This window comes from Leptolyngbya sp. UWPOB_LEPTO1, assembly GCF_017302695.1.
Classification (GTDB): domain Bacteria; phylum Cyanobacteriota; class Cyanobacteriia; order Leptolyngbyales; family Leptolyngbyaceae; genus Leptolyngbya; species Leptolyngbya boryana.
This window is the reverse complement of the sequence record NZ_JAFLCJ010000011.1, coordinates 171,297-197,575: the sequence shown is the minus strand read 5'-3', so window position 1 is coordinate 197,575 and position 26,279 is coordinate 171,297. Positions and strand designations below refer to the sequence as shown.

Genomic DNA, 26,279 nt, shown 5'->3' with positions numbered 1-26,279 from the left:
CTCCGGTACCAGGAGAAGAACCTCATTTTTTAAGCGAAAGAATTACAGTCCAGCGAACACACTGAAGCGATCGGCGATCGCTCGAATATTGGCTGCCAACTGTTCTTTCGTAATGCTTTGAGTCGCGCGAGCAGTAATATTGCGGCTAAAGCCACCCCCAGTGAAGAAGTCTCCGATCGATTTGGTGACCGTGCCGACGAGATTGGAACCGCGCACATCGAGATTGGTCGATCGAGCATTGAACGTATCGACTCGAATTGGATTACTAGAGTTATCCAAACTCAGCGTTAGGTCTAGCTCTAAATCGAAAAACACACGATACGACGGATCAGGTAATGCAAACACATTCGCAGAAGCGTTGACATTATTCCGAGGAGCAACGAGACGTACACTAATTTGATTCGCTCCTGGACCAGCTTTCACCTCTTTGACCGCGAGATCTCGCAGATTGACTGAGACATTTTTCAGGTGAATGGTTTTGATAATTTTGCCAACGCGTTTTCCATCCAGCTCATCTTTGATTTGCTGCGCCAGCACGCCTTTGCCAAATTCGCTCCAAGCGGTATCGATCGTTTGTTGGATTTGACCGGATCGAGCTAAAACTTGTTGCACGATTGGAGAAGGCGGAACTGGGGCAGGAACGGGTCTGGGCTTGGGTTTGGGTCTCGGTTCACCAGTACATAAAGGTGCATCTGGGGTTTTATCGCAATCAATCACAGCCAGTGCAGGACTAGCAATTCCTGCGAGTGTAATCAATCCGAGGCTGGCGATCGTGCTAATTGAACGAGAGGGAACACAGAATCGAGTCATCATGAATCTCCTTGAGATCAACTTGCCAAATCAATTGCGGGTTGCGATTCATTTGGTCTTGGTTCTTCTCACGATTCAGCGGATCGAATTATGCAAAGATGCACTACCTGCGTGCGGATCGAGGGAGCATTTTTTTCGGTTTTTTCCTTGCCGTTACGGTGGTTTTGACCGCAGGATTTCGGCTCACCAGCACCCAATTCTCGGTCGTTCCCAACCACTGCATCTGTTTCTGCGGCAACTTCTTCAGGGCTTCCATGTCCAGTAACAAATGCGGATGAGCATCTTCTTTCCAGCGTTTGAGTAACCCTTCAGGAGTTTCAGGGACGATCGTTCTCTGACTATAAAAATTCAAAGACGGACGGAAATAAGAATATGACGTATAGATGGTTTGCCCCTTCGGAGTTGCTCTCTGAATCATCACGCCTACGGGTTTTGCTGGAAACGTTTCTTGTAATTCCCATACCCAATGATTTGACATCATCAGCGCGAGCAGCGTCAGATACGTTCCCCAAATCAACACCACAATAAATTGAATATCCTGCCGTGCAACTAAAATCGAGGCTACGGTCAGCGTCAACGCTAAAGTCGAGAATACAAGCTGCACATCGGGCTGCGCTCTCATGCCGTAATAAATTGTGCCTGCCCAAGCCACGATCGATAAAACCAAAAACACTGCCATCCAAATCCGGGCTTTGGGAATCGGACGCGGATCGGAAAACATTGCGGGTTGCCAGAATTCCTGAATCTGCGCGCCAATCATCAGCGCAAATGCAGGATAGAGCGGCATCGCATACCAAGGCAGCTTTGTCTGCATCACCGAAATCACAACGAAATACACGCCGCTCCAAACCAGTGCCAGTTTTGCCCAACTGAGATTGCGATTTTCCCAAGCGTGCCGCAATCCAACGGGTAGAAATAACACCCACGGAACGCCATGCTTCAGAACTTCCAAAGCGTAATAGAAGACTGTGCCGCGATTATCTTCTACGGGGTCTGACACTCGTTTCAAAGACTGGTTCCAGAAATGGATGCCTAGAAATTCATTGCCATAGCGAACGATCTGCGCACCATTCCACAGCACAACCGGGATACACCCTAATCCAAATCCACTCCACAAATATGCCGATGTCAGCAATCGAGGCGTATCCCACGCGAGAAACGCTAGCGCGATCGCCACTAATAAAATTCCTAAAATTCCTTTCGTTAAACAAATGCAGCTAAAGGCAAGCCCAATGCCCAATCCCCAACGCAAATCTCTGCGCGATCGTAAAACACACAAAATCATTGCCAAGAAAAAGCAGAGAATGGCTCCATCGAGCATTGCCAAGCGTCCCTGCCGCACGACTGGCAGTGAGGTGAGATACACCAAAGCCGCAAAAATTGCGGGACTGCGTTGGAAAAAGATTTCGCGCCCGATTCCGTAGAGTAAGGGTACAGAAGTTGCGGTTAACAAGGCTCCTGGAAGGCGAGATGTCCATTCATTCACGCCCCAAATTCGATAAAACAGCGCCACCATCCAATGCACTAGCGGTGGTTTATTCCAATAGGGTGCGCCATTGGGGTCAAGCGGAAAGAGCCAAGCCAGCGTATCAAATGGGGCTTTAGAAATTTCGCGGGCGATCTGCGCGACAATTCCTTCATCCCAATCGCGTAAGGGCAGTCCGCCTAAATTGATTGTGAATAACAAGAGCGCCGCTGCCCAAAGCCCGATCGACCAAGCCGGATCAATCCAAGCTTGGTATTTTGTCGCAATCCCTGATTTTTGACCGGAGGAGATCTCATGATCCATGTTGGAAATATTGAATTGTTAGGCTAAATGTCACTGAGTCGATGCAATGTATCATTTATTCTGCATCATTCTTCTTCATCTAGGTCATTTCGGCGGGAAACGATCGCGCGTTGTTCAACTTGTTTGACCCCAATTAAGATTAGCAGAGTCAATACCGTACCTAAGAGCGTCAATAGCCAAAGTCCTGCTCCTGAAGTGATTCCCAACGCGGCTGTGACCCAAATCGAGGCAGCAGACGTTAACCCTTTGACTTTAGGATTGCGTTGATCAGGGCGCGATTGATGCAAAATTTCCCCTGCGCCCAAAAATCCGACTCCAGTTGCAATCCCTTGAATTGCCCTGCTTAACTCCTCTCCCGAACCATTGATTTCGATCGGGACAAGCACAAACAACGCCGCTCCCAAACTGACGAGCATATGCGTTCTCAGTCCACCTGCCTTATGTCGTTGTTCTCGATCCCACCCGATCATGCCTCCTGCAAGTATGGCAAGGGCTAATCGGATCACTAAATTGTCCCAGTTGTGCATCTAAGTCAAAGTTCCGCGCGTGACACCGAGTTGATTTTGGAGTTTGAGATCGCGCCAGAGTTGAGCACCTGTGATTTCGTGATTGAGCAGTTGGCGATAGAGTGCGATCGTTTGCGTAATCTGCTGGCACGATTCGTTCAGAAATTCTACTCTAAATCGTTGTGCGCCACTGTGAACGAGGTGATGCAGAAATTCTGCTCCGGTTTGTGCGGTTCCGTTGAATACAGTATTTCGACAGCCTGCATCTGCTTGAAGAATGTGTTCAATGCCGGGATGTTTTCCTCCACTCATGCCAGAAGCAAGGCGAAGTTTCACTTCATGCTGCTCACAAGGTCGTCCGCAATTGGTGAAATCAGTTCCAGTCGAGAGAAATGCACAGAAAACGCAGTGCTCCATATGAAACATCGGCATGTGCTGGTGAATGGTAATCTCTAACCAATTTGAGGGGCAGCTTTTCAGCAGTGCGATCAGTTGTTGGACGTTGAGATCGTAGGACGCGGTGAGATGTTCTAAGCCAAATTGTTTGAAGTAATTTGCGGTGATGGCGTTGGCGATGTTGAGAGAAAAATCGCCAATTTTGCGATCGTGTTCAAAGAATTTCAAATGATCATAGTTTCGGATCAAATATCCATCGGCGTTGGATTTGCGAACTTGTTCTAAGATCCATTGTTCACTGGGTTTGGTAATGCGAGGGGGAGCGACCCAAATTTCTGCATCTGAGAGTTGTCGGGTGAGTTCAACGGCTTGGCGATACGCGCGCGGGTCTTCAAATTCGCAGTAGATGGTTTGAATTCCGAGTTTGAGAACGGTTTCGAGTTGCTGGAGATTGCGAACTAGGATGGTGAGTTCTGGCTGCGGTTGAAGGGGGTTCTGCCCCCTAAATCCCCCACTCGTGGGGGACTTTGAATCGGAAGTCTTCGGCTCGAAGTCTGCCGGAATCGAGAATTCAGGGGATTTCTCAGATTCGTTATCGATGCGAGGCAATAATTCTGAATGCGATCGCGCTTCGTCTAACTGCCATTGTTTTGGCTGCATTCTGAGATTTTCTAAGCGATCGACGATTTCCCGCCGCATTCGATTTAATTCGCTCACGGGGATCATGGCTGCATCTGTGAGATGGTTCTCGAATTTGCCTAAACAGAAAGGGGTGTTGCCTAATCTGCCGAATTGTTCTTTCAGTCGTTCTGTGGTTAATGGCTTGGAATGCGCTTCGATTAGGGGCATTTCGGATTCAATGCGCGTAATGTGCCCGCTCGTATCTCTGGCGATCGCAATTAATTCTTTGCCAATTTCGCCATGAATTTCGATGTCGATCGGGCGCTGAAATTTTGGCTGCTCTCCTGCATAGGTTTGGCGAATTTGACGATCGAGTTCTGGGTCGCTGGTTTTCCAAACGCGATCGCCAATATCAATTCGTCTCAAATTCAACTGATCTCTGCCAAAGGTCAAAACCGTTTGATTCCGATGTTGCTCGACGGCATAAATTCTGCCGCCTTCTTCTTTGGCTTCGGGATGTCCGCTGTCGAATACAACGCCATCACCGGGTTTGACGGGGGCTTTGGTCGCGATCGTAATTTGCTCGTGCTGAATCTGGGTGACTTCGCCGAGATAAACGCCTCGTTTTTTCCCAAATCTGGCATGGACTAATTCTTGATTGTTAATGCCCTCAAACCATCCGGTATGCAATCCGCGCGAAAATGCCATTTCCAAGTTGTATCGTTCAGCATTCACATCAGTGATCGCTTGATCGAGCGCATTACGATAGACTCGCGTGACATTTGCCACGTATTCAGGAGATTTCAGTCGTCCTTCGATTTTGAGGCAAGTGACTCCTGATTTTACTAAGTCTGGTAGAACAGCTAAGCCTGACAAATCTTGTGGACTGAGCAAGTATCGTCGATCGCCTAAATTCACAGCTTCGCCATCAGAGATTAATTCGTAAGGCATTCGGCAGGCTTGAGCACATTCGCCTCGGTTTGCGGATCGACCGCCCAATGCTTCACTTGTCAAACATTGCCCCGAATAGGCAACACACAAAGCTCCATGCACAAATACTTCCAGCGGCAAAGTAATGTTACTTTCCGTGAGTTGCTTTTGAATTTTATTGATTTCTTTGATCGAACATTCGCGCGCAAGTACGACTAACTGGCAGCCTAATTCTTTTGCAAACTCGACTCCTGCGGCACTGGTCACGGTCATTTGTGTCGAGCCATGAATCGGAAAATCCGGGGACAAATGGCGAATCAGGCGACAAATTCCGATGTCTTGAACAATGACAGCATCGACTCCGGCAGCAATAATTGATCGTAGATATTGTTCTGCCTCGACTAATTCATTTTGAAAGATTAACGTGTTCAAGGTGACGTATCCTTTCACGCCGCGCCAATGCAGAAACTCCATTAGCTCTGGCAAATCGGATTCTGTAAAATTTTCTGCCCGCATCCGAGCATTAAACCGCTCCAGTCCAAAGTAGATTGCATCTGCGCCATTCTCGATCGCTGCTTTGGCACAGTCCCAATTTCCCGCAGGTGAAAGAAGTTCTGGAGTGTTCATGGTTAGTCGATCGTCATTCGATAGAGAGGCTTTTCAATCCTAAGACGTTCTTACAAAGATTGGCTGAGAATTTCGCTCTTTATTCTCGATCGACAAGATGGTGCAGAACGGACAGGGTGAGAATGGATTGGCTGAGAGATTGAAGGTTCTGATGGGGTGCAGTTAATTGAGAGGTAATCGGGTCGATCGTTGCGGTCAGTGTTTGAAATCCAAGCTTGTGACTGACTTCATTGATCTCTCGCCAAGTTTGTAAGGTCTGAGAATTGGATTGTTCGATGCCAATTAGGAGAAGATCCGCGATCGCATTTAACACGCTCTCTAAATAAGTCTCAATCGGATCAAGCTCGGTCGGGGTTGAATTTGCAATCAATCCACTTTCTGAGACATGTTCAGCGATCCAGGGTTGCAAAAAGGAATCCTCGAACACAAGTCCGATGGGCGAAATTGTCAGTTGATGACCAGAACGAATGTGACCGGAGACAAAGCGGAGAGGCTGTTGGGTGAGTTGGGTCAGCAGTGCTTCTGTGCCCGCTTGAGCACGATCGTGATACGGAAAATTCAATCGAATTGTGTTTTGTTGGGCATCCCAGAGCGTTGCAGTCACCGCTTGTTCGACTGGGGAAAATTCAACAGAGGTTACTTTGTCGATCGCTAACACATACAGATTCTCAGTGAGGTGACGGGGGCGGAGATCAGCAGGAGGGAGAAGTTGTAAATGCGCGGAAAGTTCGGAAAAGTCTTCGACGAGCAGCGGGGAGCGGAGTTGGCTCCATTGGAAGGATTGAGGGTTGAGAGAGAGCGGAGAACGTCCGGGCAGAAGACGGAAATCGGGAGAGCGTTTGGCAGATTGGATGAGCAGTTGTCCTGAACCCAGTTCAGTGAACGTGTGCTGCTTGAGAACAGGTTTTTGAGCGAGATCGGAGAAGGGATCGGGAGCATCGAACTCGGTTGAAAATGCCGTCAGCATTCCAGTATTGGCATCTTGAAAGTAGCTGGTGAGTGTGGTGCTGTTCTGTTTAAGCTGGACACCGCAGCCTAAACCGATGAGGCGAGCAGTTCCAATTGCGGTTGTGCGATCGCGCTGTGTACCTGCGATGAAAAGACGAGGAACTTTGCCTGTGTTAGAACGCAGAGCATCACTACGGATACAGAGTTCAGCAATTAAAGCAATGACTTCTTGAGGAGAAAAGCGAGCATCTCGGTTTTGATAGCGATCGCATTGTTCCAAGAGTTCGACGAGAATCTCAGCAAACCAGATCAAATTAGATTGACGACAGTGTTGTTCACAGCGCTGGAGTTTACTGAGTAAGCTTGCAGTGAGATTGTTCAGTCCTCGCTGGAGTAAGGTTTCGAGAGCTGATTCGATGTCGTCGAGTAGCTGAGTTGGGGATGTCAAATTCGTTTCGGTAGAAATAATCGCACTCGTTTGATCCTGCAATTGGCGAAATGCCCAAATTGCTAAAGGGACATGCTGACAAGGAGAAGGCTCGGAACAGTCGCAGTGGGTATATCGGAGATCATGAGGAACGAGAAAGCGGAGGGTGTGACCAAGAGAGTGCAGATATGTGATCGGCTTTGTACTCGATCGCACTTCGATGACTTGATCAGTTTCAAATTGTTGTTTGAGCCGATCGAGTTGCGAAGGTGTGAAATGGTTGGCAAGTTCTGCGTCTGAGATGTCACCTGGATTCCAGGGTTCAGGAGTAAAAGAGTTGGATTGTTGGTAGGCGAGAATTGAGCGGATGAGGTGGCGGCAGATTGTGTTTGCGGAACAGTTACAGTGTCGATCGCTGACAGGTTCGCCATTCGGAAAGGTACATTCAACTGAATCTGACCATTTCAGACGCACGAAGTCATTGTCCTCAATGATCTCAACCGTGAATTGTTCGAGTTCTCGTTTAGCGCGATTGACAATTCCGCGATTCGTTAAAAGGATCAGATCATCTGTGGTTAATGCAAGTAAATCTGTCCGAGCCATGCTACTTCCTCACTGTTCGAGCAATCCATTCTGCGAGTTCTCCGGGAGTCATTGCACCAACGTGCATTCCCAGATTGACGAGCGCTTGGGCAGTTGTGCGATCGTAGTTCGGATTGGCATCAGAGTCGAGTGCAGCAAGTCCTAGCATCGTCACACCGCTTTCAATTAAACGGCGAGTGGTACTAAACAGCGTTTCGCGAGGTGCGCCTTCATAGAAATCAGTGATGAGAACAACGATCGTGTTGCGAGGATGATCAATCAGTGTTTCAGCATAGTTCAACGCTTGCCCAATGTTCGTGCCGCCTCCGAGTTGAACTTGCATTAAGGTTTCGACCGGATCACGGCATTGTTCGGTGAGATCGACGATCGAGGTATCGAAAATACAAAGATGAGTGCGGATCTGCTGCAATTGACAAAAGATAGAAGCTGTTACTGCGGCGTGAATAATGCTATCGATCATGCTGCCAGATTCATCGACCAGAATGATTAACTGCCAGCGATCGAGATTTCGACGAATTCGAGAATAGAAGTGTGGGCTTTTGATATAAAGTCTTTTGGTTTCAGGGTCATAGGTGCTGAGATTATGATGAATCGTAGCTTTCGGGTCGAAGTTTTTCGCAATTTTTAGGCAGGAGCGATGTTGTCGATCGAGCGTGCCTAAGAACGGAGATTGAACCTCACGCGCGAGTTTTTCTAGTAATTGATCAATCACTTTTTGAACAAGTTGCCGCGCCATAGCTAGTACGGCTTGATTCATTAAATGCTTTGTTCGTAGAACCGCTTTGAGTAGGGTTAGGCTTGGTTCTGCACGACTCAGGAGATCTGGATCGGTGATCATTTCTTCGAGCCGATAGCGCTCTAAGGCATCTTTTTCTAAACGCTCAATCGTCTTTTTCGGGAAGAGTTCATGAATTTCATTGATCCACTCTGGAATCGTCAATGCTGAGCTTGCAAGTCCGCCTTCGCGAGAATGCTTTGGATCAGATGGGTTTTGAGAGTTGCTCGGTCGATCTTTTTGATTGATCCGAGAATTGCTTGAGTTGTGGCGAACATTGCGGGATTGGTATTCTCGATCGTACAAAAACGATAATGCTTCGGCTCGTCGCTGCCAAGTTTCTGAGGCATCTTGTCCGATGTTGGAATCTGGATGCGCCGATAAAATGACTTTCCAACGCATGGCTTGAGTGAGTGGATCATTCATTCGCGGATACCTCGCAGTCCATATTGTGCGATCGTGCTGAGTAATCTGGCTTCTCGTGCTTTAACCTGAGCCATCTGTTCAGGCGAGATTTCCAAGATTGGCGCAGGGGATTTTGTCCAAAATTGAGTCAGAGTTTGCGAGAGCATGTGCTGTTCTCTAGGGGTGAAATAAGTAAACGCTAGTCGGAGCGAGGGCAGTGCTTCGAGAAATGCTTCGTCATCAAACTGTGCAATGATGCGATCGATTTGATTTAACAGTTCTGGAGAACGCTGAATCATCTCACGCGCAATGCTGAAAAGACCTGTTAAGAAATCGCCTAAGTGATTAGAAATCGCATATAAATCGGTTAAAACTTGCTCAGTGGGAGCTTCATCAAGTACCCATAGTGCGCCGATGGTTGCACCTCGTAGAACTGGATTTTGAGTTTGCTCCTGGCTCGTGCGGGCAAGAACAGCGATAAAGGCTTCACGATCGAGGTTCAGTGTGCGATCGCATCTTTGCACTGTTTCGAGGAGCGTTTTGACTGCATTGAGAAGCTGTTGATCTTGATCTCGAACTTGTCCAAGACTTTCTAAAAGCCAAAGGCTGCGAGTAAAAGTAACCTGTAAGAGATAGCCAATTTCTGCATGTTCTGCAATTCCCAGAAGTTCATCATAGCTATAGAGATAAAGTAAATGCGTTAAGGTGCTAGTAATAGCAAAGAAATCACTATCAGATTGAATCAGTGTGAGAAGCTGTTGATAGAGAGGAGGAATTAGTGTTTGAACTCCCATTAAGCAAGCATCGAGTAAGAGTAAAGCAGCACTTTCAGATTGTTGCTCACATTTTTTCGCAAGCTCTAGCAATCTCATCTCAGCCGCTTCAAGTAAAGTAGACCCGTAAATTGCAGCTTCGATACAACTGCCTTCATAGGCGGGACTCCACGCGATCGACCATTCCTCCCACTGAATCGAGAGATCCTGACGTGCAGCCAGATCAATTCCGCCTGTGCGATTAAAGCCCGCGATTTTTAAGATTCGGAGTTGGTGCAAAAATTGAGAGCAGGCGGGTTCTTCGAGTAAATTGAGTTGAACAATTCGCCCGATCGGTTGGGGTTCTAAATCATGCTGTTTTAATTGCTGCTTGATCTCTTGAACTAAAGGCGGAACAGAAATTCCCGCAGCAAGTTTCCCCCGTTCTGACCCGCGAAAAACTTCATGGACTGCCCGCAGTAAGGGGTGAGTAGCTGTAACTTCTTCTTTGATTAGAGAAGTCACGATCGCGTCAATGATATCCTGTCGCCAAATCTCTGCATGACTTCGCAAAGCAGCGAGAGCATGGGCAGCAGATTCAACGGCGATCAAATCTGCCGCGCTGATCAGTTGTTGATGCGATCGTAATGCTGTCACGATTTGGGCAAACACTTCGCGATAGATCGCATTGTGAGTGTAAGTGTCTTCTTGAGCGGAGCTTTGATAACGATGCTGCCAAACCTGATGATAAAAGCCTGGATTCGGCATTCCCGCATCATATCCAGTCAGGCTATCTAAGCGATCGTAAGAAAAAGGAGTCAGCGCAATGCCTTGCTGAAGGATCGCAGGTTTAAGGCACTGTTCAAGATAGGAAAAGACTAGACTTGCTTGTGGCTCAGTCGGTGGATTCAAAAGCTGGGTGTGAAGTGCATAACTATGAAAGCCACCCGTTACCACTAAGATTTGACCCCCGTATCGCGCGATCGCTTGCCGAATTTTCTCGGTCATAAAGGCTTCACGCTGTTGATCTTCGAGTGTGGCTTCGTCTAAAGCTCGACAGTGAAAACAGAACTGATGCGCCCGATCGAGATAAGTTTCCAAAGTTATTGCTGGATCAATTTCAAATAAATGATCCCAGAGATGATCCAGCCCTTCAATTCCAAGCGTTTCGCATAATTGGCTGACGTACTGACTTTGGCGAAGTTCGCGATCGCTATAGCGATGATTGGCAGTTTTTGTCGTCGCCATTTTCGACCAGGGCAGATCAATGAATTCAGCCGGAATGTCTAACTCTTTCGCAATTTGTAGCGCTTGCCATTCGGGAGAATAGACACAGTAAGGATAGAACGCAGCTAAGCGAGTATTATCCGAAAAATGAGCATAACTGTAAACCGCGATCGGTAATTGATGCGGTAAGTCAAGCTCGGAAATTTGAGCATTAAAATCCGCAGGCCCTTCAATCAAAATTGCAGCAGGGCGAATCTTCGTTGCAAGTTCTCGAACAAATCGCGCACAAGCAGGGCTATGATGGCGAACTGGAAAAAAGATCACCTTCGCATCTAAATTCAGAATTGAAGTATCAAAATCCATTACAACACCTGATGATGAGCCGTGTAATAGTCTTGCCAAAGCTGATCTTGGCGGTTTTTCACCACATGATGAAAGTAATGTCGGAGCTTTTTCAAATCATCAGTTGCATCTTTTAAAGCAGAACCGACTAAGCTGTGTAAAAGATTTTCAGGAGTGGGAGCGCGATCGCCATAATAATAAGCATGAATTACCGAAGCATATCCAACTGAAACTGCCTCAGCTGTACTCATCACAGTTGTAAGTGGCTCAAATGTTCGACCGTCTTCAGTTTGTCCAGTGCGAAGCTCGCGAAATGTGGTAACTAAAACTTCGGTTAAATCTTCATTCAAACTCGCTGGAATCGCGGCTTGTTCTAACATTCGATTTGTTTCTCGTTGTACTAGCTCGATTTCTTGCTGTAAATCTGAGATAGGTTGCAAAGTCTCGAAGTTGAAGCGCCGTTTCAGGGCTGCGCTCATTTCATTAACCCCGCGATCGCGAGTATTAGCAGTTGCAATCACATTAAATCCGACTTTTGCATATAAGCTCCGATTGCTATCGGGTAATTCTGGAATGCTCATCATACGATCGCTGAGCACAGACAGTAAAGTGTCTTGAATCTCTAAGGGACAGCGCGTAATTTCCTCAAATCGGACAATCTTACCTTCGCTCATGCCGCGATGAAGAGGCGCAGAAACGAGCGATCGAGAACTTGGGCCTTCTGCTAGTAATAAAGCATAGTTCCAAGAGTATTTGATATTGTCCTCAGTTGTCCCCGCACTGCCTTGAATCGTGAGAGTTGAATCTCCACTAATTCCCGCTGCTAAGAGTTCGCTCAGATAGCTTTTTGCAGTTCCCGGCTCACCAATCAGCATCAAACCGCGATTGGTTGCGAGTGCAACGATGCAGCGTTCCAATTGGGCACGACTGCCGACGAATTTTTGAGTAATGCCCAGTGAGCGATCGCCCAAAATAAATTTCAAAACCGATTGCGGCGTGAGCTTCCATCCCCCCGGACGAGGTGCATCTTTATCGAGTTCGGCAAGTTTCTTGAGTTCGGTTGCGTAGAGCGATTCGGCAGCGGGGCGTTGAAGTTCGATTTGGGCACGTTTAGGCATGACGTTTTTTGGAACGGTGGGTCAGGTGGTCGATTTCGCGGAGCACTTCACTAAAAACAAGCGGAGCAACTGTCGTTAGCGGAATGCGATCGCGCTCAGTGGGGACACGCCTACCATCCCAATCATTTGAAACAAAGAAAATGCGATCGATGCGTTGATACCCGTGCTCGCGGGGCATCTCCGAGACACTGAGAATAGCGGCGGTATGGTCAGCACGAAATCGCTTGCAATACCCGCGCCAATGTCCGCGCCCGATATAGGTTTCAGTCCAGCCTAGCTTCATCAGAGATTGAGTTAAATTGACAGTGAAAACGCCTCGATCGGCGAACCGGGTGACAATCGTAGCATCTTGTTCCTGGGTTGACACAGAATATATTGGGCGATTGACTTGGGCAAAGGGCGGAATCAATTCATAGTCAGACAACAACTCTGCCCAGGTCGATTGATCTGGCATCTCTAACGGATGCGGCAAGTAAATATCGGCTTCTGAAGAGAGTTCTACAGGCATATCAGAGCTATCCGCGAGAGTTCCATCCTCGGCAATACGAAAACACGTCGATTCGGCTTGCCAGATCAAACTCTGAGCCATTGGACGTACGATCGGATGAAAGACGAAGGACTGAAATTCTGCAACAGTATAAGCAACTCTGTGAATCATTTGCTGCTCAAATCGTAGCGATTGCAGGGTGAGAAATTGCTTGAGTTGGGTTTTGCTGAGTTGGGTTTGATGGGTCTTGGGTCTACGTTTGCGGGGGCTTCCCGGATTCGTAATAGTCGTGCAATGCCTCTCAAGAACTTCTCGCATTGCGAAATCTTCTAACTGTCGTCGAGATAGATTGCGTGCTTTTGCAATTTCATCGAGTGCTTGTTCAGGTCGAATCAGTCTAGAAATCGGTGGGTATGCGAATTGCATCAATTGGTAAATTGCTGTCTCTGATGCACGCAATGTTAGTGCAGCGATTCCCGATGTTGCAAGTTGGTGTTTTGATGCTTTGCACCAGGCTCGAATCAAATCAGCTAACTTGAGAAGAATCTCATCATCTCCCAATCGCCCTAATGCTAAAATTACCCAGTCTGCTCGACCTTTAGGCTTTTTCAAGCTCCATTGTTCATAGAGTTGCCACACAAATTGACTGAGTGAATCAGCATTTGTATGTTGTCTCAGAATTGATGAGCAATTGTCAGGATCAGCTTGGAGTAGATTCAAGATTGCTTGATGGTGAGTTGTTGAGAGTCGAGTGTCACCAACGACGATCGCGGGTAAATCACTCACTTTCACCCAATCTAGTGGCTCAAGCTTCGGAGCCGCATCTACGATCGCTTTGAACCACTTGGGCGTTTTTCCCAGTTCTTCTCGCTGCGGAGCATCAAAAATTTGCAGTTCGATCTGCTGATATTCATCACTCATTTTTTCTCGAATCAAATCGCCAAATCCTTGTCGCTGCATCATTCTGAGCCAAGCGATCGCGGTTTCTCTTAAAGGATGTTTTTGAATCGTGAGGGGAAGTAATCCCGCGATCGACAATTCTAGATTTTCTTCTAGCCATTGCTGTGCTCGATCGCGAATTCGCGATCGCTGAACAAGAGCAAGAATTTGGGGAGCGACAATGGGCGATCGGATCAAAGTCAGCACATCAAACATCTCAGCAGCATTTGATACTTCTTTGTTGCTATTGAGCGCAGCAATGCTCTCTGTGACAAGTTCTAGTGCAGTTAATTCCGTATGTGCCAACCATGCTCGAACCTGTTCGGCTGTCCCCAACCGTAATCTTAAACGACGAACATGATGCACAACTAAATCCGCACTTTCTAGCCCAAAAATAACTTCAAGTCTAAAATTGCGATCGAAAGCAGCATAGGATCTTTCAGGCTTCCATTTTGCAACTAAGGCTTCAAGCCAGTCATGTATACCTAATAAGGCGGAAAGATGAGGTCTAAAGTAGAACCTTTGAGGCTCCCAATTTGCCCTAATATAAGTTTTGATTGCTTCAAATTTCGTCTCATTCAAGTAAGGCAAAATATGCTGCCTGAATCCTACAAATAGTTGATATTGCCGATGCTCAGTTAATTTATCTAATAGCTGTTCAATCGATAGAAAATAGCTTAGGATAAACGTCATTTGAGCAGGCGCATAGTTACTTTCAACGAGAGTAAACCATTCCTGTATTTCAGCAATCTCCACTGGAGCGGCTAGATGCTCAGTTTCAAAACGTTCAGTTTCAAAGCGTTCTACTAAGTCTCGAACGCGATCGAAGTGATGTGCTTTCGTAATTGCCTCATACCAAAAAAATGCTTCCTCGATCGACATTGAAACCGGAATCTCACACGCCTCCCATTGCCAATGTCTACTTTTCAATCGTTTTACTTTTTTTAATTTCGCGATCGCGGCTTCTAATTCAAAAGGTTGTGGCTCTGGACGAACCAACTGGGGACGTTTGCGCCAAGTTGCCCAACACCAGTCTGCTGGATCAAGATCGATGAGAGGATGACGGTCACATTGATGTGTGCCACAGGCATCGAAAGATTCATTCAGCATCATCTGATTGATGGTTCAATTATACTATCACAGGGATTTGACTCGTCATCATAGCACGCAACTTCGCGATGCATCCTGTTCGTCAGGTTCATTTGGCTCTATAGATAGACGATGCTCAGTTTCTCCTGACTAGGATTTAGGTTTTAGCCTTATGACTCAAGTTCTAGAACCTCAACAATCGCGGCTCCTCTCTAAGCAATTCATGCTCGCTGGAATCTTGCTCGGTATGGGATTTGCGGGATTTTTCGATGGAATTGTGCTGCATCAGATTTTGCAGTGGCATCACATGTTAAGCAGTGTGCGACCGATGACGAACATGAGTGATGTCAAAGTCCATTCAGTCGCAGACGGATTGTTTCATTTAGCCGATTATGGATTGACGATCGCAGGTGTAACTTTACTTTGGCGATCGCATCTCCAAGATCAACTACCAAAATCTTCCCAACCATTCATCGGATTAATTCTATTTGGAGCAGGATTATTTAATACGATCGAAGGCTTCATTGATCACGAAATTTTAGGAATTCATCATGTCCATTCAGGCACACATTACCTGCTTTGGGACATTGGTTTTTTAATGTTTGGAATTGGGCTGATTATAGCGGGTTTGAAATTACTCGATCGCTGGAAAAACGCTCCTGAATCTATGCCCTGAGTGTTCAACTATAGGCTGATTCAACTGTTAGATTGCATCGCTAAAACGGAGAGGTTCGCATGAAATTAACTCTTTTTTAGAGGAATCTTATGTTTCTACACACGAAGCGTTTACAGTACTTTACTCCTCCCTCTAAGCCCGACCCAATCTACGCCAAAAAGCTACAAGAATTAATTGGCGGTTCGATGGGTGAAATGACCGTAATGATGCAGTACTTATTCCAAGGCTGGAACTGTCGCGGTCCTGCAAAATATCGCGACCTATTGCTAGATACGGGAACCGAAGAAATTGGTCACGTTGAAATGCTCGCAACAATGGTGGCTCATCTTCTCGATAAAGCACCTGTAGAAATGCAGGAAGAAGGCGCAAAAGATCCAGTTGTCGGTGCAGTCATGGGCGGAACCAATCCCCGCGATGTAATTGCAGCAGCGATGAATCCTCAGCACGAAATTGTGTCTGGACAAGGTGCAATGCCCGCCGATAGTGTCGGCTTCCCTTGGAACGGTCGCTTTATTGTTGCTAGCGGAAACTTGCTTGCAGACTTTCGCTCGAACCTGCACGCAGAATCGCAAGGCCTAATGCAGGCGGTTCGATTGTACGAAATGAGCGATGATCCGGGTGTGAGAGACCACTTGAGCTTTATGATTGCACGGGATACGATGCATCAGAATCAATGGTTAGCCGCGATCGAAGAATTGCAGAGCGACGGATTTGAAGAGACGGTCACTCCCAAGATTGCCCACGAATATGGCAAGAAAGAGTACGCTTATCAATTCTGGAATAACTCCGAAGGTCAAGAAAGTGCTGAAGGTCGATGGGCAAAAGGACAATCGATCGATGGTAAAGGTCAGTTTGAGTATGTAGCTAACCCCCAAGCCGTTGGTCCAATCCCAGAACCACCGCAACCCGATCCAAAACTACATGCCACTCCTGCGACTCCTGCCATGCAGAAGACCAGCGATAACGGTGCAAAAAACTTTGTCGATAGCGCAGTCGATACAGTCAAACAGATTACGAAGTAAGAGAGTGTAGGGAGTTCTTGTGTAACAGCCCTAAATTAGGTATGAAGTGGGGAGTAGGGAGTGGGGAATTGTTCCCGTAGTTGCTCCCTACTCCCCACTCTGCAAAATCAATGCAGTTGACGACTAATTCACATCCTACAGCGGAGTAATGCTCGCGATTTTACCGCCCTGACGCTGAACTCGCTGCATATGTGCCGACAGTTCCTCATAAGGAATCACCACAACCTTATTCACCCGACGAACTTTTGGATAACCGCCACCGCGAATACCAGCCACTTCCACCCGGTAGAATTGCCCCGATCCGTGCGCCTTAGAGCCACCAAATGCACTCGCTGTCGCATCTCCTTTCTGAGCAGACAAGAACGCAAAGCCCGGTGCCGAAGACGGAATAATCGTCGGAGCAGATTTCTGAGCAATATTCTTCGCTAAGCGAGGTGCACTGCCGGTCAGAGTTGCATTATCACTATTGGCATAGCCGCGATACAGTTGCAGCAAGCGAGGGAATCCAACCGTGCGTTGACCAACGCCAGTCGTCGTGAAATCCCGATAGTAAGGCACAATGTTTTCGCCAAAGCTGGATTGATACTCATCCGAATCAATGTAAGAATCAATGTCTGCTTCAAATCCCTTGGACTGATACAGATCTAGATGCTCAGTGATCTCAGACTGATCGTAAGGCGCACGACCCAACAGGTGCTTAAAGTTCAACTCGATCGTCCGGCTTTGGAAGCAGTTGTAAAAGAATTTCTCCTTGTACAAGTCTGATTTAGCAACTTGACGCACAAACTCTTGCACGGTGATCTGACGGTTGCGGAGCAAAGACTCTGAAATGGTCAGGCGCTCAGACTTTAAGAGATGAGGATTTCCCAAAACTTGCTGATAAACCGCAAGAATCACGCCTTCGATCTCGTCCTGAGTCGCATAAGGACGCAATTCGACTTTGGCATCATCCAAACTGGAGATACCCAAGCGAGCTGCTGCTGTTGTAATAGCCACCTAAAACTCTCCTTTATATCGTAGGAAATGAACTGAATAAGGGACTTGCCATTCATTAGAATCCCACTGCTACATTGCAGAAACCGCCCGAAGTTGAGCTTAGGGCGGGATAGAATCGAGATTAAAGAAATCGTTCCTGGGACTTCATCGATTAGCAATTCCCTCAATCGATTTAGACAGGAGTCACACTGACCACTCTGCTGCCCGAACGATTCAACTGTTGAAGTTTCGAGGACAGTTGATCATAAGAAACAAGCACTTCCGTGGTTGCCTGCCGCACAACGGCTGAGTTTGGAGATGCAGAGCGCAACACCCGCAGACGATAGACATCACCACGGTTGCCACCTAACGCACCTGAAAGTGCAGTTGCCGAAGGAGCAGAGATCGGGGTTGCTAGGTTCTTCGCAACTTCCCAGGTTAAACGAGGCTGTTTTTGTCCCTGAGAGCGATCGCTATTTGCATATCCGCGATAGAGGTGCAATAAACGACTAAAGCCGATCGCCCGTGATCCAGGGTGATCGACTTGGAAATCGCGATGGTAAGGAACAATGTTTTCGCCGAAGCTGCTTTGATACTCAACTGAATCCAGATAAGAGTTGATTTCAGCTTCGTAGCCTTCATTCAGGAACAAGTCCAAATGGTAGGAAATCTCAGCCTGCTCGTAAGGTGCACGTCCTAGGAAATGCTTATAGTTCAGCTCGATAAAGCGCACATGGAAGTTCGGATACAAAAACTTCTCGCGATAGAGATCAGACGTTGCGATCGCCCGCACAAAGTCCCGCACCGAAATCACACCCTGAACGAGCTGCGATTCTGCTGCAACCAACCGTTCGCTTTGCATCAGATGCTCGTTGCCAAGCACTTGCCGATACGCTGCTCGAATCACGGCCTGCACTTCATCTTGAGTCCAATTCGCACGGAGTTCAACGGGCTTTGCTTCTTCAAAAGGCGTAATCCCTAACCGTGCAGCTTCTTGTAAACCAGGCATAGTTTGGTTCTCCCAATCTTACAAAGGACTAATCAATTGTTTCTTAAGCGTTCATGCCGACAAAAGTTGCCCAGAACGATAAACATAGCTCTCTCACAGACAGGAATGCTGATCGTCCTGGGCAAACCGCACAATTATGCAAGTGCGTTAATGATGTAGTCGATGTAGGAGTTTGCTTCCAGTGCAGGGTCACCGCTCAAGCCATGGTTTGCTTTGATGTAGCGAAGCGCTTCAGCATACCAAGCAGGAACCAATTCAAAACGGCTGTGCATTTCAGCCAAACCTGCCAACAGATACTCATCTGCAGGTCCAGTTCCACCTGCGATTAAGCAGTATTGGATCATCCGGATATAGTAACCGATGTCACGCAAGCATTTTGCTTTACCACGTGCGTCGGAAGCATAGTTCGCACCCTGCATTTGGGTGGTGTAGGGGAATTTTTGGTATACAGCGTTTGCTGCACCTTGAGCGAGTGAATCTGCTTTGTCACCCAAAGCTTTTGCAGCTTCGAGATCAGCGGTTGCCAAGCGGAGGCGACCGAAAGCGATTTGCAGCTCGGTGTTACCGAGGAAACGACCTTGTGAATCAGCAGCAGCAACTGCTTCTGTCAATTGTGTTTTCATTGGATTCTTTCTCCGTAGTGTTGTAGAAGTTTTCAAACTAAAGCGAGTGCGATGAATCGCATCGCCGAGAATTGAGGGAGTTAGCTGATCGCAGCAGCAGCACGATCGAAGTAGCTGCTCAATTCAGCAATCAAAGAGCTACAATCACCCGGTTGGATATTGTTGCGATCGTTAGCAATTGCGATCGCAGCTTCTTTCATTTTGACGATGCTGTTCGCCATTGAAGAGGTCGGAACGCCCAAAGCAATGTAGGTTTCACGCAGACCATTCAAGCAGCGATCGTCGAGCACGCTTGCATCACCCAAGAAGACTGCATAGGTAACGTAGCGCAGAACGATTTCCATATCGCGCATACAAGCTGCAACACGACGGTTGGTGTAAGCATTTCCACCAGGAGCAATCAATTGAGGCTGTTCTTCAAACAATGCCCGTGCTGCATTCGTAACGATCGTCGAAGCGCTACCTGTGATTCTGTTCACAACATCGGTGCGCTTTGCACCGTCTTTTACGACTGCCAAGAGAGCGTCGATTTGTGCGCCACTGACGAGCTGACCTTGTGTATCAGCCTGTGAAACGACCTTAGTAAAGGCATCTAGCATTGATTCAATCTCCTAATGTGTTGGATTGAGTAAACTTCCTGTTTAAATCTGTGAGAATCAGTCGCACCTGGAGAGCAACCGTCTCATTAAGACTAGCCATAAGAATTAAAGTCTTAAGCTTTTCTGTTAAAGATTTACTTCTTTTGACTATTCTTGCTGAATTAATTAGAGCAGTCTGCTTGTGCAAAACTTGTGCAATTTTCAGCAGATAAGATACAAACTTAGTTAAGAAATATAAACTGAAACAAAAGCCAGTTTTTGTAAGCTTTCTCAGGATTTCTGAAGCTTTCTATTTCAAAGTTTAGTCGTTAAGAAAAACGAAATTAAACGACGAAATGCTTTCAGGGCATCACTTTCAGCGTCATTTCGTAATGGTTTTTTACGAATTTATAGCGAGGTTTCTGTTGGCTTTATCTGGTATTCTGTGTTGATGAAGTTAAGGTCTGTAACGTTTTATCGAACGGATGTCTGTTGAAATCCCCTTATCTTTTATGATCGAAGGTGCCATTTTTTCAAGTTTTATAAAGTTGGAGGTTTGTATAACGTGGCAATTCCTCTCTTAGCCTATTCTCCTACTTGTCCTAACCAGCGGGTTGATGCATTAGGCGCACCCGATGATGAAGCAATCATTTATTCAACTGATAATCAGTATTCACCCACGGAGATGGGAGATCTGATTAATGCGGCGTATCGTCAGATCTTCTTCCATGCTTTTCGATGGGATCGAGAAACCATTCTTGAGTCTCAACTTCGCAATAGACAGATCACGGTGCGTGATTTCATTCGCGGACTGTTGCTCTCGAATACCTTTATCGATAGCTTCTATAACAAAAATAGTAACTATCGCTTCGTGGAACACTGTGTCCAGAAAGTTCTGGGACGGAAAGTTTACAACGAAGCTGAGAAGATTGCTTGGTCAGCCGTTGTGATGACCAAAGGGGTCAAGGGGTTTGTCGATGACTTACTAAACAGTGAAGAGTACATCGAAAACTTTGGTGAGAACACTGTTCCGTATCATCGCCGTCGGACTCTACCAAGCCGGACATTGGGTGAAACGCCCTTTAACATTACTTCTCCCCGCTACGATGGTTACTATCGGGCGAAGTTGGGCTTCCCTCAAACGATCTGGCAAGAAGTGGTTCGCAACTTCACGTCTTACGAGAATCGACCCAAAAATGGCGATCCTTCGCTGTTCCTCAATATGGCGAGAAGTGTCAACACTCAAGGCGGCAATCCAGGTCGTACTTCTGTGTATGACATTGACATTGAAAAGTCTGTTCCTTATCGCAAACGCTAACTAGTCTGCGATCGTCATCCGATTTGGATGCTGAGGAACTTTACTTCATCGTCTAAATCGGATTCATCCATCTATTCGCGAATCCAGAGCGCCAGCCCGCCGCCACGACCGCGCGCTGCAATTAAATCGTCAGTAATCAAAAAGAATGCAAAGAAAGGCAGTTTAGCGATCGACATCTCTTCAAATTCTTGTTCTTTTGCTTCTCCACCTCGGACCGCACCTTTCTTCAGCACGCTCGATCCAAACGTCACCTGGATCTGTGTGAATTCAAACGCCAACAAATTTTTCTTCGTCTGAAATCGGGCAGGTCCCGTAAATTTCAATTGCAATGCGCCAAGCTGTGCCAGATTTCCGATGCGCTCCGCTTCATCTCGCGCAAAAGAAATCTGAGCCTTTGCCAATTTCGGCACGTAATAGCCTTTTTTTAACTGAATACCGCCTTGCCGAAGTTTTCGGGTTCCAGTCGCGAAGCAGAGTCGCCATTGACCAACAAGCTGATCAAAAGAAAATTGCGGTGGATGTTGTTTCGCAAATTTTTCTGCCTGTAAGAGCGCATCCACAACTTGCTCTGCATCCGGTCGGGATGTGCCGAAGCGAAACGCCTTTGCCGCCTGATTTAGAATCTCAACACTCATAAAACTGCTCACCCGTTCGGGAACCCGTACTCATCCAAAAGTTGCATCTAACACCGCACTTCGTTAAATTAGCACTCAGGAGATGAGAGTGCTAACTCAAAGATCCAAATGCCTGTAGACTGGTAAGCGTTGAAAAATTACCCGTACTGCGGCAACTGGCTGAACCTGTTGTGAAATGGGACATCCAGCTTAACAGTATTTGATCGTTTCTTGTCCATTTAGATTGTTTGGAGAATTTGTATGGCAGCTGTGTCTCTGAGCGTTTCCACCGTCAAACCGTTGGGCGATCGCGTATTTGTGAAAGTGAGCGAAGCAGAAGAAAAAACTGCTGGCGGAATTATTTTGCCGGATAACGCTAAAGAAAAGCCCCAAGTCGGCGAAATCGTTTCAGTTGGAAACGGCAAGCTCAATGAAAAAGGCGAACGCCAACCGATGGAAGTTCAAGTCGGCAACAAAGTTCTGTACTCGAAGTATGCAGGAACCGACATCAAACTCGGTGGCGACGACTATGTTCTGTTGTCTGAAAAAGACATCTTGGCTGTTGTTTCATAACGATTCTCGATTTTGGATTGCAGCAATCTAAAGTCGCAGATCCAAATTTCTCTTCTCTCTTCTTTCTCTCTGTAAACCTTACAAAGCTTTTAACTCCACTATGGCTAAGCGCATCATTTACAACGAAAACGCTCGTCGTGCTCTAGAGCGCGGTATGGACATTCTCGCTGAAGCAGTTGCCGTCACCTTGGGTCCCAAAGGACGCAACGTTGTGCTTGAGAAAAAGTTCGGCGCACCTCAGATCGTCAATGACGGTGTAACGATCGCGAAAGAAATCGAACTCGAAGATCATGTTGAAAACACTGGCGTTGCTTTGATTCGTCAAGCGGCTTCCAAAACCAATGATGCGGCTGGAGATGGAACCACGACTGCAACCGTTTTGGCTCATGCGATCGTCAAAGAAGGAATGCGCAACGTTGCCGCTGGTGCAAACGCAATCCTCTTGAAGCGTGGTATGGACAAAGCAACTGCATTCTTGGTTGAAAAAATTGCAGCACATGCTCGTCCGGTTGAAGATTCCAAAGCGATCGCGCAAGTTGGAACCATCTCAGCAGGGAATGATGAAGAAGTCGGTCAAATGATCGCTTCGGCAATGGATAAAGTCGGTAAAGAAGGCGTTATCTCGCTCGAAGAAGGCAAATCGATGACGACCGAATTGGAAGTCACCGAAGGGATGCGCTTCGACAAAGGCTACATCTCGCCTTACTTCGCAACCGACACCGAGCGCATGGAAGCAGTTCTCGAAGAGCCTTTCATCTTGATCACCGACAAGAAGATCAACTTGGTACAAGACCTCGTTCCTGTACTTGAGCAAGTCGCTCGTGCAGGTCGTCCCCTGATCATCATTGCAGAAGATATCGAGAAAGAAGCTCTGGCAACCTTGGTTGTGAACCGTCTGCGTGGCGTATTGAACGTTGCAGCAGTTAAGGCTCCTGGCTTTGGCGATCGTCGGAAAGCAATGCTCGAAGATATCGCTGTTCTGACTGGTGGACAATTGATCACCGAAGATGCAGGTCTGAAACTCGATACGACTAAGCTTGACCAATTAGGTAAAGCTCGCCGCATCACGATCACCAAAGACAACACCACGATCGTCGCTGAAGGCAACGAAGCGCAAGTGAAGTCTCGCGTCGAGCAACTTCGCCGTCAAATGGAAGAAACCGAGTCTTCTTACGACAAAGAAAAGCTGCAAGAGCGCTTGGCTAAGTTGGCAGGTGGTGTTGCAGTGATTAAAGTCGGTGCTGCAACCGAAACCGAAATGAAGGATCGCAAACTTCGCTTGGAAGATGCTATCAACGCAACCAAAGCTGCTGTTGAAGAAGGTATCGTTCCTGGTGGTGGTACAACCTTGGCTCACTTGGCTCCTGAACTCGAAAGCTGGGCTTCTAGCAACCTCAGCGGCGAAGAGTTGATCGGTGCTCAAATCGTGGCTCGTGCGTTGACTGCTCCTCTGAAGAGAATTGCTGAAAACGCAGGTCAAAACGGTGCGGTGATTGCTGAGCGTGTGAAAGAGAAAGAATTCAATGTTGGCTACAATGCTGCATCGGGTGAATTCGTTGACATGCTGGCTGCTGGTATCGTTGACCCTGCGAAAGTAACTCGCTCTGCATTGCAAAATGCTGCATCGATCGCGGCAATGGTCTTGACGACCGAGTGTATCGTTGTAGACAAGCCTGAGCCGAAAGATGGTGCTGCGGCTGGTGCTGGCGCTGGTGGCGGCATGGGCGACTTCGATTACTAATCTCAGTCTCTAAACCAAAAAGCGCGATCGTTTCTGCAAAGGAGCGATCGCGCTTTTATTGAGCCTGTTGCCGGATCTGATTCAGTTCTATCTAAATTTCAAGATTGCTATGCCTGCGAAAGACTTGTATCACGATGCCATGAAAAATGCACTGAGCAAAGATGGTTGGATGATTACAAGAGATCCTCTTACGATCGAATACGAAGAGATCCAAGTCTATGCAGATATGGCAGCAACGAAGCTCTTTGCGGCTGAACGAAATGCTAGAAAAATTGCAGTTGAAGTTAAAAGTTTTATTAGTCCTTCGCCAGTTCGAGATCTGGAGGTTGCACTGGGGCAGTACATTATCTATCGTAGTTTTCTAAGTCTTACTGACCCAGAACGGCAAGTTTATCTTGCAATTCGTGAAGAAATTTTCAATAGTTTCTTTCAGTTCAAAGCCGTTCAAACCATAATTGAGCAGAACCAAATTCTCTTGATCGTGATCGATACTGCAAATGAGGTTATTGTGCGATGGACAAGCTGATTGAGTATCGCAAGATTATTCAGCAAATTTTGACAAGCTATCAAAATCTAACTCCACATTCTCCTGATGATGAAGTTGAAAGCTTGTTGGCATTTGACGAGGTGCGGGATCAATATCTTTGGTTGAGATCGGGCTGGCAGAACAAAAACAGAGTGCGTCACATCACAATGTATCTCCGGATCAAGAATGACAAGGTTTGGGTGGAAGAAGATTGGACAGATTTGTGTGTTGTAGATGATTTACTGGCAGCAGGTATTCCAGCTACAGATATTGTTCTAGGGTTTCAGCCACCAGACGTTCGGCAATATACAGATTTTGCGATCGCATAAGGACGAACTGTGCGTTTTGAATTCAGGAAATTGCTCTAGCGGTGGTGTATTTAACGGAACCACTACAATGCAAAAACTGAGCTATTTTATGCGATCGAATATTGCTCGATTGGGTTTAGGAATTGTTGCTTTATCTATTTTCTCAGCCGTTCCAGCCAGCGCCGCCAATGTTGAAATGCGAGTCCTTACAGCAAACGATACTGGCGCGATCTGTCCTGATAAGGTGACGTTGACAGAAACTCCGCGACCCTATCGTGAGGGAGGTTATACGATCGATGGGTCAGCAAACTTTAAGGCGATCGCAGAGAACATGACGATCGCTGCGACTGACGATTATAGTGTCACTTGGGTCGGCAAACTCAAACCTAAGTACAGCAAATGCACCGCAACGGCTGGCATCACTCGTATTGGCAATGAAGCTTATCAAGGACATTCTTATCTGCGCCTCCGCTTCATGAATGGAAAGGTTTACCTGATCCTTGATATGACTGGACAGGCAGATGCCAACGACTTCACAACGGTGATCTTGCAGAAATCAGTGCGAAATGGCAATCCAACCTGGAGTTGGGGAGGAACCGATTAAATCAGAAATTCCGTGTGATCGAACTTTAACGTAAGAGAACCAGACAACTTTTTAGAACAACGTCAACACAATTACGCCGAATACCATAATTGCGGCTCCACCGAGCCGCTCTTTTAAACCTGTTTCTCGAAATAGGAAATGCCCAAATAGCACACTGATGAGCGCACTCATCCGTTTGATCGCAATGACTTGCGTGACCAAAGTATAAGTTACCGCGATCATCTGAAATGTAATTGCGATCGCATGAAAGAACCCAATCAACATCAGCGGCTGCAAATTTGGCAAAATCTGCTTGAACTTGTGGCGGGAATTGAACAGCGCGATCGGAAACATGCCGACTGCTAAATAAGCATAAAGTGCTGTTGACCAAAAGAGCGGGGAGGAATTGACGACTCCAACCTTATCGAAATTAGACGTAATACTCCAGATAAAGGCAACCATCAACATGAATCGGCTGCCTTTGTTTTTCAGCAGTGCTTTTAGGGGCGCAAAGTAGCCTTTCTTGCGCTCGCGTAAGTTCAAAACATAAGAGCCAATCACGATCAGAGCAATTCCGATCGCATCGGCGAAGGTTGGATTTTCCTGCACAATTAACGGCGACGTGACTAGCAAAAATAATGGAGTCAGCGTCACTAATGGAACCGTTAGCGATAAATCTGCGATTTGAATTGCGCGAATGTAAAGCGTAAAAGAAATGACATTCAACGTTCCACCGATCAGCAATGCAACCCAAAATCCAGGCTCAACTTTTGGGATACCAGCCGCAAATAGTAAGGGAATCAGAAAAAGAACAGCAAAGATATTGGCAGTCCAAGCCACGATGTAAACATCTAAGTTTCTCAGACTGTATTTACTCGAAACATCCTTCAAAGACTCAAAAAAAGCCGTTAGAATTGCAAATGCCAACCAAATCATGAGAGT

23 protein-coding genes are annotated in these 26,279 nt (G+C 46.8%); 8 read left to right on the top strand and 15 right to left on the bottom strand.

Going from position 1 to position 26,279, the window contains the following annotated elements; genetic code table 11:
* Positions 1-42 precede the first annotated feature (42 nt).
* The 9 genes from J0L70_RS17895 to J0L70_RS17855 all read right to left on the bottom strand — a co-directional run bounded on the left by J0L70_RS17895 (position 43) and on the right by J0L70_RS17855 (position 14,815).
* On the bottom strand, positions 43-813 hold the full coding sequence (locus J0L70_RS17895) for a hypothetical protein (protein WP_287455412.1): 771 nt from the start codon (positions 811-813) through the stop codon (positions 43-45).
* 100 nt (positions 814-913) lie between these two features.
* Complete coding sequence (locus J0L70_RS17890; RefSeq protein ID WP_017286904.1) at positions 914-2,599, bottom strand: ArnT family glycosyltransferase; 1,686 nt, start codon at positions 2,597-2,599, stop codon at positions 914-916.
* Between the two features lie 65 nt (positions 2,600-2,664).
* Positions 2,665-3,126: an MgtC/SapB family protein gene (locus J0L70_RS17885; RefSeq protein ID WP_017286905.1), complete on the bottom strand. Its 462-nt coding sequence runs from the start codon at positions 3,124-3,126 to the stop codon at positions 2,665-2,667.
* A complete protein-coding gene (locus tag J0L70_RS17880; protein WP_287455411.1) occupies positions 3,127-5,679 on the bottom strand; it encodes a U32 family peptidase in 2,553 nt (850 codons plus the stop codon).
* 79 nt (positions 5,680-5,758) lie between these two features.
* Positions 5,759-7,657, bottom strand: coding sequence for a YehQ family protein (locus J0L70_RS17875; protein WP_287455410.1), 1,899 nt, complete (start codon positions 7,655-7,657; stop codon positions 5,759-5,761).
* Between the two features lies 1 nt (position 7,658).
* Positions 7,659-8,858: a VWA domain-containing protein gene (locus J0L70_RS17870; protein WP_287455409.1), complete on the bottom strand. Its 1,200-nt coding sequence runs from the start codon at positions 8,856-8,858 to the stop codon at positions 7,659-7,661.
* The gene (locus tag J0L70_RS17865) at positions 8,855-11,179 is read right to left on the bottom strand and encodes a DUF5682 family protein (RefSeq protein WP_287455408.1); all 2,325 of its coding nucleotides are present in this window, start codon (positions 11,177-11,179) and stop codon (positions 8,855-8,857) included. Before J0L70_RS17865 ends, J0L70_RS17870 begins: the two co-directional genes overlap by 4 nt.
* Positions 11,179-12,276, bottom strand: coding sequence for an ATP-binding protein (locus tag J0L70_RS17860; RefSeq protein ID WP_287455407.1), 1,098 nt, complete (start codon positions 12,274-12,276; stop codon positions 11,179-11,181). The genes J0L70_RS17865 and J0L70_RS17860 overlap by 1 nt, the downstream gene beginning before the upstream one ends.
* Positions 12,269-14,815, bottom strand: a complete 2,547-nt coding sequence (locus J0L70_RS17855) for a DUF4132 domain-containing protein (RefSeq protein WP_287455406.1) — start codon at positions 14,813-14,815, stop codon at positions 12,269-12,271. Before J0L70_RS17855 ends, J0L70_RS17860 begins: the two co-directional genes overlap by 8 nt.
* Before the next feature lie 148 nt (positions 14,816-14,963).
* Here J0L70_RS17855 and J0L70_RS17850 point away from each other — a divergent pair, with 148 nt between their 5' ends.
* Entirely contained in the window at positions 14,964-15,467 is a 504-nt protein-coding gene (locus tag J0L70_RS17850) for a DUF2243 domain-containing protein (protein WP_017286912.1), read from the top strand.
* 89 nt (positions 15,468-15,556) lie between these two features.
* A complete protein-coding gene (locus J0L70_RS17845; protein ID WP_287455405.1) occupies positions 15,557-16,489 on the top strand; it encodes a manganese catalase in 933 nt (310 codons plus the stop codon).
* Between the two features lie 135 nt (positions 16,490-16,624).
* On the opposite strand, the gene J0L70_RS17840 is transcribed toward J0L70_RS17845, so the two are convergent.
* From J0L70_RS17840 to cpcB, 4 genes are all read right to left on the bottom strand, one after another.
* Positions 16,625-17,485, bottom strand: coding sequence for a phycobilisome linker polypeptide (locus J0L70_RS17840; RefSeq protein ID WP_017286914.1), 861 nt, complete (start codon positions 17,483-17,485; stop codon positions 16,625-16,627).
* 172 nt (positions 17,486-17,657) lie between these two features.
* Positions 17,658-18,473, bottom strand: a complete 816-nt coding sequence (locus tag J0L70_RS17835; protein ID WP_017286915.1) for a phycobilisome linker polypeptide — start codon at positions 18,471-18,473, stop codon at positions 17,658-17,660.
* A gap of 134 nt (positions 18,474-18,607) precedes the next feature.
* On the bottom strand, positions 18,608-19,096 hold the full coding sequence (locus tag J0L70_RS17830; protein WP_017286916.1) for a bilin-binding protein: 489 nt from the start codon (positions 19,094-19,096) through the stop codon (positions 18,608-18,610).
* Positions 19,097-19,176: 80 nt separating this feature from the next.
* Positions 19,177-19,695, bottom strand: coding sequence for a C-phycocyanin subunit beta (cpcB, locus tag J0L70_RS17825; protein WP_017286917.1), 519 nt, complete (start codon positions 19,693-19,695; stop codon positions 19,177-19,179).
* Positions 19,696-20,239: 544 nt separating this feature from the next.
* Here cpcB and J0L70_RS17820 point away from each other — a divergent pair.
* Positions 20,240-20,992, top strand: a complete 753-nt coding sequence (locus tag J0L70_RS17820; protein ID WP_017286918.1) for a phycobilisome rod-core linker polypeptide — start codon at positions 20,240-20,242, stop codon at positions 20,990-20,992.
* A 71-nt stretch (positions 20,993-21,063) separates the two neighbouring features.
* On the opposite strand, the gene J0L70_RS17815 is transcribed toward J0L70_RS17820, so the two are convergent.
* A complete protein-coding gene (locus J0L70_RS17815) occupies positions 21,064-21,627 on the bottom strand; it encodes a hypothetical protein (RefSeq protein ID WP_287455404.1) in 564 nt (187 codons plus the stop codon).
* Between the two features lie 240 nt (positions 21,628-21,867).
* On the opposite strand from J0L70_RS17815, the gene groES reads away from it, so the two are divergent.
* The 5 genes from groES to J0L70_RS17790 all read left to right on the top strand — a co-directional run bounded on the left by groES (position 21,868) and on the right by J0L70_RS17790 (position 25,358).
* Complete coding sequence (gene groES / locus J0L70_RS17810; protein WP_017286920.1) at positions 21,868-22,179, top strand: co-chaperone GroES; 312 nt, start codon at positions 21,868-21,870, stop codon at positions 22,177-22,179.
* A 100-nt stretch (positions 22,180-22,279) separates the two neighbouring features.
* Positions 22,280-23,920 (top strand): chaperonin GroEL, encoded by a 1,641-nt coding sequence (gene groL, locus J0L70_RS17805; protein ID WP_026148478.1) that lies wholly within the window; start codon positions 22,280-22,282, stop codon positions 23,918-23,920.
* Positions 23,921-24,029: 109 nt separating this feature from the next.
* Positions 24,030-24,446 (top strand): XisH family protein, encoded by a 417-nt coding sequence (locus J0L70_RS17800; RefSeq protein ID WP_190647499.1) that lies wholly within the window; start codon positions 24,030-24,032, stop codon positions 24,444-24,446.
* Positions 24,434-24,775, top strand: coding sequence for a XisI protein (locus J0L70_RS17795; protein ID WP_190647497.1), 342 nt, complete (start codon positions 24,434-24,436; stop codon positions 24,773-24,775). Before J0L70_RS17800 ends, J0L70_RS17795 begins: the two co-directional genes overlap by 13 nt.
* A 67-nt stretch (positions 24,776-24,842) precedes the next feature.
* Complete coding sequence (locus J0L70_RS17790) at positions 24,843-25,358, top strand: hypothetical protein (RefSeq protein WP_242044218.1); 516 nt, start codon at positions 24,843-24,845, stop codon at positions 25,356-25,358.
* A 51-nt stretch (positions 25,359-25,409) separates the two neighbouring features.
* Here the strand turns inward: J0L70_RS17790 and J0L70_RS17785 are convergent, their stop codons facing one another.
* Positions 25,410-26,273, bottom strand: a complete 864-nt coding sequence (locus J0L70_RS17785) for a DMT family transporter (RefSeq protein ID WP_017286925.1) — start codon at positions 26,271-26,273, stop codon at positions 25,410-25,412.
* Positions 26,274-26,279: the final 6 nt, after the last annotated feature.

Bases quoted from the DNA above. Each gene is read 5' to 3' on its own strand.
- J0L70_RS17895 (WP_287455412.1), bottom strand. From the start codon at position 813: ATGATGACTCGATTCTGTGTTCCCTCTCGTTCAATTAGCACGATCGCC.
- J0L70_RS17890 (WP_017286904.1), bottom strand. From the start codon at position 2,599: ATGGATCATGAGATCTCCTCCGGTCAAAAATCAGGGATTGCGACAAAA.
- J0L70_RS17885 (WP_017286905.1), bottom strand. From the start codon at position 3,126: ATGCACAACTGGGACAATTTAGTGATCCGATTAGCCCTTGCCATACTT.
- J0L70_RS17880 (WP_287455411.1), bottom strand. From the start codon at position 5,679: ATGAACACTCCAGAACTTCTTTCACCTGCGGGAAATTGGGACTGTGCC.
- J0L70_RS17875 (WP_287455410.1), bottom strand. From the start codon at position 7,657: ATGGCTCGGACAGATTTACTTGCATTAACCACAGATGATCTGATCCTT.
- J0L70_RS17870 (WP_287455409.1), bottom strand. From the start codon at position 8,858: ATGAATGATCCACTCACTCAAGCCATGCGTTGGAAAGTCATTTTATCG.
- J0L70_RS17865 (WP_287455408.1), bottom strand. From the start codon at position 11,179: ATGGATTTTGATACTTCAATTCTGAATTTAGATGCGAAGGTGATCTTT.
- J0L70_RS17860 (WP_287455407.1), bottom strand. From the start codon at position 12,276: ATGCCTAAACGTGCCCAAATCGAACTTCAACGCCCCGCTGCCGAATCG.
- J0L70_RS17855 (WP_287455406.1), bottom strand. From the start codon at position 14,815: ATGATGCTGAATGAATCTTTCGATGCCTGTGGCACACATCAATGTGAC.
- J0L70_RS17850 (WP_017286912.1), top strand. From the start codon at position 14,964: ATGACTCAAGTTCTAGAACCTCAACAATCGCGGCTCCTCTCTAAGCAA.
- J0L70_RS17845 (WP_287455405.1), top strand. From the start codon at position 15,557: ATGTTTCTACACACGAAGCGTTTACAGTACTTTACTCCTCCCTCTAAG.
- J0L70_RS17835 (WP_017286915.1), bottom strand. From the start codon at position 18,473: ATGCCTGGTTTACAAGAAGCTGCACGGTTAGGGATTACGCCTTTTGAA.
- J0L70_RS17830 (WP_017286916.1), bottom strand. From the start codon at position 19,096: ATGAAAACACAATTGACAGAAGCAGTTGCTGCTGCTGATTCACAAGGT.
- cpcB (WP_017286917.1), bottom strand. From the start codon at position 19,695: ATGCTAGATGCCTTTACTAAGGTCGTTTCACAGGCTGATACACAAGGT.
- J0L70_RS17815 (WP_287455404.1), bottom strand. From the start codon at position 21,627: ATGAGTGTTGAGATTCTAAATCAGGCGGCAAAGGCGTTTCGCTTCGGC.
- groES (WP_017286920.1), top strand. From the start codon at position 21,868: ATGGCAGCTGTGTCTCTGAGCGTTTCCACCGTCAAACCGTTGGGCGAT.
- groL (WP_026148478.1), top strand. From the start codon at position 22,280: ATGGCTAAGCGCATCATTTACAACGAAAACGCTCGTCGTGCTCTAGAG.
- J0L70_RS17800 (WP_190647499.1), top strand. From the start codon at position 24,030: ATGCCTGCGAAAGACTTGTATCACGATGCCATGAAAAATGCACTGAGC.
- J0L70_RS17795 (WP_190647497.1), top strand. From the start codon at position 24,434: ATGGACAAGCTGATTGAGTATCGCAAGATTATTCAGCAAATTTTGACA.
- J0L70_RS17790 (WP_242044218.1), top strand. From the start codon at position 24,843: ATGCAAAAACTGAGCTATTTTATGCGATCGAATATTGCTCGATTGGGT.
- J0L70_RS17785 (WP_017286925.1), bottom strand. From the start codon at position 26,273: ATGATTTGGTTGGCATTTGCAATTCTAACGGCTTTTTTTGAGTCTTTG.